The following is a 6,775-nucleotide window of genomic DNA, read 5'->3' as shown; positions in this document are numbered from 1 at the left end:
GCCGCTTCCCCCCGCCTCCTCATTCCGGAACCGCCATGACGATTTCCGCAAGCCAGCACCGGACGCAAAATCCGCTCGAGCGGCGCTATGCGCTGCTCGGCGTGCTGTTGATCGCGCCGACCGTGCTCATCCTGTGCGCGGTGATCGTCTACCCGCTCATCTCGGCGATCTATCTGTCGCTGTTTTCGATCTACACGCCGACGCTGAAGGGAAGCTGGGTCGGCCTCGGCAATTATGCGCAGGTCTTCGGATCGTCAGGGTTCTGGAGCGCGCTCGGCACCACCGTCACCTGGACCGTCGGCACGCTCTTCCTGCAGATCGTCTTCGGCGTGGCGATGGCCCTGCTGCTCAACCAGAACATCCTGTTTCGATCGCTGGCCCGCAGCCTGGTGCTGTTTCCCTATTTCGTCTCGACGGTCGTGGCCGTGCTGATCTGGCGCTGGCTGTTCAACGATCTCTACGGCATCCTCAGCCATCTGCTGATCCAGTTCGGCGTCATCGACATGCCGGTCGACTGGCTGGGCAAGATGCCGAACGCCATGGCGAGCGTGATCTTCGTCGGCGCCTGGAAATTCTTCCCCTTCGTCGTCATCGCCGTGCTGGCGCGGCTGCAGACCATCCCCGAGCAGCTCTACGAGGCGGCCACGATCGATGGCGCCGGTGTGTTCGGACGGTTCTTCGACGTGACCCTGCCGCAGCTCAAGGAGGTGCTGACCATCGTCATCCTTTTGCGCACCATCTGGGACTTCAAGGAATTCGACCTGATCTACCTCCTGACCGGAGGCGGACCGGTCAACAACACGCGGACCTTGCCGCTGATCGTCTACCAGCAGGCGTTCGGCCTTAACCAGATGGGCATAGCGGCGACCTACGCGGTGGCGATGATGCTGGTGATGCTCGCCTTCATGCTGATCTATCTCTACCGGGCGCGGAGGCAGGCACCATGATGCCGGCCAGGCGTTCGACGACGATCCTCGCCAATCTGGTGACCTGGGGCCTCGTCCTGCTCATCTCCTTCCCGCTGATCTGGATGGTGGTGACCTCGGTGCGGCCACAGACAGAGCTCTTCCAAATCCCGCCGACGGTCATCCCGCGCGCCATCACCTTCGAGCACTATATCAAGCTCATCGAAGAGACGCCGTTTCTGCGGTACTTCATGAACTCGATGATACTGGCGACATCGACGACGATCGTCGTCATCGTCGTCGGCACGCTCGGCGCCTACAGCCTGGTGCGCTTCTCCTATCGCGGCCGCGAGACGCTGGCGGCGCTGGTTCTGTTCACCTATCTCTTGCCGTCGGTCGTGCTGATCATCCCGCTCTATCTGATGATGGTGAAGCTCGGACTGGCCAACACGCTGACCAGCCTGGTGATCGCCTACACGACCTTTGCGCTTCCCTATGCGCTGTGGCTGCTGCGCTCGTTCATGGCGGGCGTGCCGGAGGATCTCGAATCCGCCGCCCTGGTGGACGGCGCCAGCCGCATCGGCGCGTTCGTCGACGTGATCCTGCCGCAGGCGCTGCCGGGCATCATCTCGACGGCGCTGTTCACCTTCATCCTGGCCTGGAACGAATATCTCTACGCGCTGGTGATGGTGAATTCCGACCAGGCCCGGCCACTGACGACCGGGGTGATGAATATGCTCATCACCTCCTTCAACATCGAATGGTCGCTGCTGATGGCGGCCTCGGTGATGATGAGCATCCCGCTCATCATCATCTTCGCATTCCTGCAGAGCTACCTCACGCGCGGCTTCGGCGCCGGCGGCGTGAAGGGCTGACCGCCCGAAGGAGATTTTCCAGTTGGTCACAGTGACGTTCGACAAGGTGCGCAAGGCGTTTGGCGAGGCGGTGGCGATCCCAAGCCTCGACCTGGCAATAACGTCCGGCGAATTCGTGTCGCTGCTCGGCCCCTCCGGCTGCGGCAAGACCACGACGCTGCGCATGCTGGCCGGGCTTGAGCAGCCGACCGCCGGCGAGATCATGATCGGCGAGCGCACCGTCAACAATCTGGCCCCGAGCGAACGCGACATCGCCATGGTGTTCCAGTCCTATGCGCTCTATCCGCATATGAGCGTGCGCGAGAACATCGCCTATCCGCTGAAGAAGCGCGGCGTGCCGAAAGCCGACCGGCCGGCCATGGTCCAGGCGGCGGCCGATCTACTGCAACTCGGCCCATTGCTTGATCGCAAGCCAAGACAGCTTTCCGGCGGTCAGCAGCAGCGGGTGGCGCTCGGCCGGGCGCTGGTGCGCGAGCCGAAAGTGTTCCTCCTCGACGAGCCGCTGTCCAATCTCGACGCAAAATTGCGCGCCCATATGCGGGCGGAACTGATCGAGCTGCACCGCCGGCTCGGCAAGACCATGGTCTATGTCACCCACGACCAGCTCGAAGCGATGACGATGTCGACGCGCATCGCGGTGATGCAGGGCGGCGAGCTGCAGCAATTCGCGACGCCGGCCGAGATCTATCACAGGCCCGCCAACACCTTCGTCGCCGGCTTCATCGGCACGCCGTCGATGACACTGGCCGATGGCGAGATCACCATGGACCAAGGACGGCCGGTGCTGAAGCTCGGCACGCTGCCCTTGGAGCTGCCTGCCAATCATCTGAGCGAACGGCCAGAAGGAACAAGGCGCGTCACCGTTGCCGTGCGGCCCGAAGACATCCTCATCGGCACAGGCAGCTTCCGGGCCAATGTGCGACTGGTCGAGCCGACGGGCCATGAATCCATCGTGCTGGTCAATGCCGGCGATGTCGGCTTCACCGTTCGCGTGGCCGGCGACACGGTGCTGAAGGCCGGCGAGACGATCCCGCTCGATCTCAGGCGCGAGCGCATTCACGTCTTCGACCGCGAAAGCGGGCGCCGGCTCAATGCCGACCTGGCCGCGGCGACGGCCGACCCCGTCCGCTCTCGCGCCTAGTACCCTTTGGAGAAGAAGACCGCATGAACACTGTGTTGCGCAACACGCCCGATCTCGAAACGCTCGACAAGCGCTATCTCTTTCATCCGTTCACAGCGCTCGCCGACCATGAGCGCAACGGACCGATGATCATCGTCAAAGGCGAAGGCGTCTGGCTCGAGGATAACCACGGCAAGCGCTACATCGACGGCATGGCCGGCCTGTGGTGCGTCAATGTCGGCTATGGCCGCAAGGAGATCGCTGACGCCATCCAGCACCAGGCGGTGACGCTCCCCTATTTCCATTCCTTCTCGTCCTGGACGACCGACACACCGATCTTGCTTGCCGAAAGGCTGATCGAGATGGCTCCGGTGCCGATGTCGAAGGTCTTCTTCGGCCAGTCGGGCTCGGATGCCAACGACACCCAGGTCAAGCTCGTCTGGTACTATAACAACGCCCGCGGCAAACCGCTGAAGAAGAAGATCATCGCGCGCAACCGCGGCTATCACGGCGTAACGGTGGTCGCTGGCAGCCTGACGGGGATGCCTTCGCTGCATTCCGGGTTCGACCTGCCGCTTTCCTTCGTGCGGCATACGACGGCGCCCTATCGCCTGTGGGAAGCCGAGCCCGGCATGTCGGACGAGGCCTTCACCGCCAAGCTCGCCAAGGACCTCGAAGACCTGATCCTCGCCGAGGGACCGGATACGGTCGGCGCCGTGATCATGGAGCCGGTGATGGGAGCCGGCGGCGTGATCGTGCCACCCAAGGGCTATTACAAGGCAATCCGCGCGGTGCTCGACAGGCATGACGTGCTTTTGATCGCCGATGAGGTGATCTCCGGCTTCGGCCGGCTCGGCACCATGTTCGGCGCGACGGCCATGGAGATGCAGCCGGACCTGATCACGGTGGCCAAGGGCATCACCTCAGCCTATGTGCCGCTGTCGGGCTGCATGGTCTCGGAGAAGGTCTGGCGCGGCATCGTCGACGGCCAGGCGACGCTGGGCGCCTTCGGTCACGGCTATACCTATTCCGCCCATCCGCTGGCGGCGGCCGCGGCGCTCGCCAATCTCGACATCATCGAAAAAGACGGGCTGGTCGCCCAGGCGGCGGACCGTGGCGCCTTCATGCACCGGCAGCTTCAAGAGGCTTTTGCCGACCACCCGCTGGTCGGCGAGATCAGGGGCATGGGCCTCGTCGGCGCGGTCGAATTCGTCGCCAAAAAACAGCCGGCGACACGGTTCGAGCCGTCGCTGAAGATCGCCGCCCGCATCGTCAAGGCGGCGCTGGCGCGCGGCCTCATCACCCGCGCTTTGCCGCATGCCGACACGATCTCGTTCTCGCCGCCCTTCGTCATTTCGGAAGACGAGATCGCGCAGATGGTGTCCCGCGCCCGCGAGGCGGTGGACGCGGTGATGGACGAGTTGGTGCGCGAAAAGATCTGGTCGGCCTGAGGCCGCAACCGCAACATACGAGGATTAGACTTCATGGACAGGACGAGTGTTGACTGGGTCGGACCGATGCCGGCGATCACCACCCCGTTTCACGACGACGGCCGCATCGACGAGGTGGAGTTCGCCGCCAATATCGAGCGGCTGATGAAGGATGGCGCGACCGGCGTCGTCGCCGGCGGCTGCACCGGTGAGTTCTGGGCGCTGAGCCATGACGAGCGCAAGCGCCTCTACGAGGTCTCGGAAGAAGCGATGGCCGGCCGTGGCACGCTTATCGTCGGCACGGGTGCTGTGACCGTCGACGAGGCGGTGGCGCTCAGCCGCCATGCCGAGAAGATCGGTTGCGATGGCGCGCTCATCCTGCCGCCCTATTTCGTCAAGCTTTCGGACGACGAGATCTTCGCCCACTATGCCGATGTGACCGCGGCCGTCGGCCTGCCGGTGGTGCTCTACAACATTCCGGGCAATGCGGTGAACGCGCTGACGCCGGCGCTGGTCTCAAGGCTTGCCGATCTCGACCGTGTCGTGGCGGTCAAGGAAAGCTCCGGCGACTGGAACAATTATTACGGCACCAGCCTTGCGGTGCGCGAACGGCTGCGGGTGTTTTGCGGCCCTTCCTCGGTGTTCGGCGTTCCAGCGGTGGACCTCGGCGCCGACGGCACCATCGACTGTTTCCCCAATGTCTGGTCGCCGGGCGGGCTCGATCTCTATTTCGCGCCCAAAAGCGGCAACCGCGCCGAGGCCGAACGCGTGCAGGCGCTCGGCCGCCGGCTCACCGATCTCTTCACCAGCGGCGGTCGCACGCTCTACCCTGCGACGAAGGCGGCGATGGACATGCTTGGGCTTCCGGGCGGCGGCAAGCCACGGGCGCCGCTCAGGGCGCTCGCCGGCGAGCCGCTGAAGGGCCTCGAACGCGGCTTGAAAGATCTCGGCCTGCTGTGAGGCATCCGCAACCAATAGCGATTTATCCGACGAGAGGGTCACGACCATGAAAGAGAAGACTTCCGGCCAGGCACCGCAGCTCGCGCCGATCGACTACAAGGTGAAGTTCGGCGAATTCATCGGCATCGGCCCGAACGGCCATCTGTTCGTCGACGGCTGCGACGTGCAGGAGCTGGCCGAGACATTCGGCACGCCGCTCTACATCATCTCGGAGAACCAGCTCCGCTACACCTATCGTGCGTTCCGCGATGCGTTCCGCCGGCACTATCCCGATGTCGAGATCCTGTTCGCCAACAAGTCGAACAACGGCCTCGCCATCCGCCACATCATGAACCAGGAAGGGGCGGGCGGCGACTGTTTCGGGGCGCAGGAAATGTACATGGCGCTGCTTGCCGGCACCGATGCCAAGACGCTCGTGCTCAACGGCTCGAACAAGCAGGACGAAGAGCTCGAAATGGCGATCGCCAACGGGCTTTGCGTCAACATCGATGCCATGGACGAGCTCGATCGCATTGCGGCAATAGCCGACCGGCTTGGCGTCGAAGTCGATGTCGGCATCCGCCTCAAGCTCGACCTCGAACCGCTGCGAGAACGCAAGGGCGTCGCCATGCATGGGCCGGGCACGCTGAAGCAGCAGAGCGACTCGACCAAATGGGGCATGACCCGCGAGCAGACCGCCGAGATCGTCAAGCGCGCTCTGGCCATGCCGAGGATCCGGCTCAAGGAGACGCATTTCCATCTCAGCCGGATGTCGAACGACGCCGCCGATTTCGCCGTCATGGCAAAGGAGATGATCACCTGGTCGGGCTATCTGCGCGACAAGGCCGGCTGGACGCCGCCCTGCATCGATATCGGCGGCGGCTGGACCTTCGGAAAATGGTACGGCACCGGCCCGAACAGCCAGCTCGACGACGCCAGTGCGCCGACGGCCGAGGATTATGCGCGTCTCTGCGCGGCGGCGATCAAGGAGGAAGCGGCCCGGCTCGGCCTGCCGCTGCCGAAACTGCGCCTCGAACCCGGCCGCGCGCTGTCGGGTCCGTCCGGCGTGGCGGTCGGCCGCGTCGGCGCGGTGAAGACGGGTTCAACCAAGAAATGGGTGAACCTCGACCTTTCGACCAACCATCTTTCCTGGTCGGCGGTGCTCGACTGGTACTATCACGCCGTCGCGGTGGCCAATGCCGAGGCCGAGGGCACGGAGGTGGTCGACCTGGTCGGGCCGCTCTGCAATTCCGACGAGGTTGGCTCGCACCGCAAGATGCCGGTGCTGCAGCGCGGCGACTATGTCGCGTTTCTCGATGCCGGCGGCTACACTGAATCCTCCGCCGCCCGCTACAATGCGCAGCTTCTGCCGGCAACGGTGCTGGTTGCCGGCGACAAGGCGGAAATCACCACGGAACGCGAGCAGCTCCGAGACGTCATGGGGCGCTTTCGCGTGCCGCCGCGACTGCTCGCCGGCTCTTTCACGCAACGCAGCTAGGGTCTTAC

At 64.2% G+C, this 6,775-nt stretch carries 6 protein-coding genes; all 6 read left to right on the top strand.

What is annotated here, in order from left to right:
• Positions 1-947: carbohydrate ABC transporter permease (locus tag CN311_RS17960; protein ID WP_208866524.1), on the top strand; the 947-nt coding region annotated here is incomplete at its 5' end.
• Positions 944-1,780, top strand: coding sequence for a carbohydrate ABC transporter permease (locus tag CN311_RS17955; protein ID WP_097575081.1), 837 nt, complete (start codon positions 944-946; stop codon positions 1,778-1,780). The genes CN311_RS17960 and CN311_RS17955, both read left to right, overlap by 4 nt.
• Before the next feature lie 31 nt (positions 1,781-1,811).
• Positions 1,812-2,921: an ABC transporter ATP-binding protein gene (locus CN311_RS17950; protein ID WP_342586681.1), complete on the top strand. Its 1,110-nt coding sequence runs from the start codon at positions 1,812-1,814 to the stop codon at positions 2,919-2,921.
• Between the two features lie 23 nt (positions 2,922-2,944).
• Positions 2,945-4,351, top strand: a complete 1,407-nt coding sequence (locus tag CN311_RS17945; RefSeq protein ID WP_097575079.1) for an aminotransferase — start codon at positions 2,945-2,947, stop codon at positions 4,349-4,351.
• 33 nt (positions 4,352-4,384) lie between these two features.
• Positions 4,385-5,290 (top strand): dihydrodipicolinate synthase family protein, encoded by a 906-nt coding sequence (locus CN311_RS17940; protein ID WP_097575078.1) that lies wholly within the window; start codon positions 4,385-4,387, stop codon positions 5,288-5,290.
• 46 nt (positions 5,291-5,336) lie between these two features.
• Positions 5,337-6,767 (top strand): diaminopimelate decarboxylase family protein, encoded by a 1,431-nt coding sequence (locus tag CN311_RS17935; RefSeq protein ID WP_097575077.1) that lies wholly within the window; start codon positions 5,337-5,339, stop codon positions 6,765-6,767.
• The last annotated feature ends 8 nt before the right edge of the window (positions 6,768-6,775 follow it).

Origin of the sequence: Mesorhizobium sanjuanii (assembly GCF_002529485.1) — a bacterium.
In the GTDB taxonomy this organism is placed as follows: domain Bacteria; phylum Pseudomonadota; class Alphaproteobacteria; order Rhizobiales; family Rhizobiaceae; genus Mesorhizobium; species Mesorhizobium sanjuanii.
The sequence above is the reverse complement of the archived record's forward strand: the minus strand, read 5'-3'. Positions and strand labels throughout refer to the sequence as shown.

What these genes read in the sequence shown, in the direction of transcription:
- CN311_RS17955 (WP_097575081.1), top strand. Translation starts at nt 944, where the DNA reads ATGATGCCGGCCAGGCGTTCGACGACGATCCTCGCCAATCTGGTGACC.
- CN311_RS17940 (WP_097575078.1), top strand. Translation starts at nt 4,385, where the DNA reads ATGGACAGGACGAGTGTTGACTGGGTCGGACCGATGCCGGCGATCACC.
- CN311_RS17935 (WP_097575077.1), top strand. Translation starts at nt 5,337, where the DNA reads ATGAAAGAGAAGACTTCCGGCCAGGCACCGCAGCTCGCGCCGATCGAC.
- CN311_RS17945 (WP_097575079.1), top strand. Translation starts at nt 2,945, where the DNA reads ATGAACACTGTGTTGCGCAACACGCCCGATCTCGAAACGCTCGACAAG.